This is a genomic window from Jiangella endophytica, from assembly GCF_003427025.1.
In the GTDB taxonomy this organism is placed as follows: domain Bacteria; phylum Actinomycetota; class Actinomycetes; order Jiangellales; family Jiangellaceae; genus Jiangella; species Jiangella endophytica.
Map to the genome: position 1 here is coordinate 1 of NZ_QVAI01000066.1, position 608 is coordinate 608.

The 608-nt window shown below is 72.0% G+C and carries 1 protein-coding gene; it reads right to left on the reverse strand.

From position 1 onward, the window contains the following. Window positions 1-2 precede the first annotated feature (2 nt). The gene (locus tag DZA62_RS35285; protein ID WP_116953686.1) at window positions 3-536 is read right to left on the reverse strand and encodes a flavin reductase family protein; all 534 of its coding nucleotides are present in this window, start codon (window positions 534-536) and stop codon (window positions 3-5) included. Window positions 537-608: the final 72 nt, after the last annotated feature.

Genomic DNA, 608 nt, shown 5'->3' on the forward strand with positions numbered 1-608 from the left:
CGTCAGTGGTGCTGGACGCGGCCGTAGGTGCCGGAGTGGTAGACGAGCGGGGCGTGGTCGCCGGTGGTCCAGGCGTGGGTGACGTGGGCGATGACGATGTGGTGGTCGCCGATGGGGTGGCGGTCGATGATGTCGGCGCGGAGGTGGCTGGGGGCGTCGTCGAGGGTGGGTTCGCCGGTGATGAGGCGTGACCATCGGGTGGGTGCGGCGAATCGGTCGATGCCGCTGGTGGCGAAGGTGGTGGCGAGGTGGTGTTGGTGGTCGGCGAGGAAGTTGACGACGAGGGTGGGGGTGGTGGCGAGGGTGGGCCAGCTGGAGGCGGTGGTGGCGAGGGCGAAGGACAGCAGGGGTGGGTCGAGGGAGACGGAGGCGAGTGAGGTGGCGGTGAAGCCGGTGGGGTGGCCGCCGGTGTCGGCGGTGATGATGACGACGCCGGCGGCGTGGCGGCGGAACGCGGCTTTGAAGGTGGTGGTGTCGACCGAGGTGGGCGGGTGCGCGGTGGGGGTCGGGGTGGTGGCGGCGAGGTGGACGGTCATGGGGCGGCTCCTGGGTAGGCGGCGGTTGAGGCGCGCCTGAGCGGCGGCCTCGACGGGAACCCGGGATCAGTG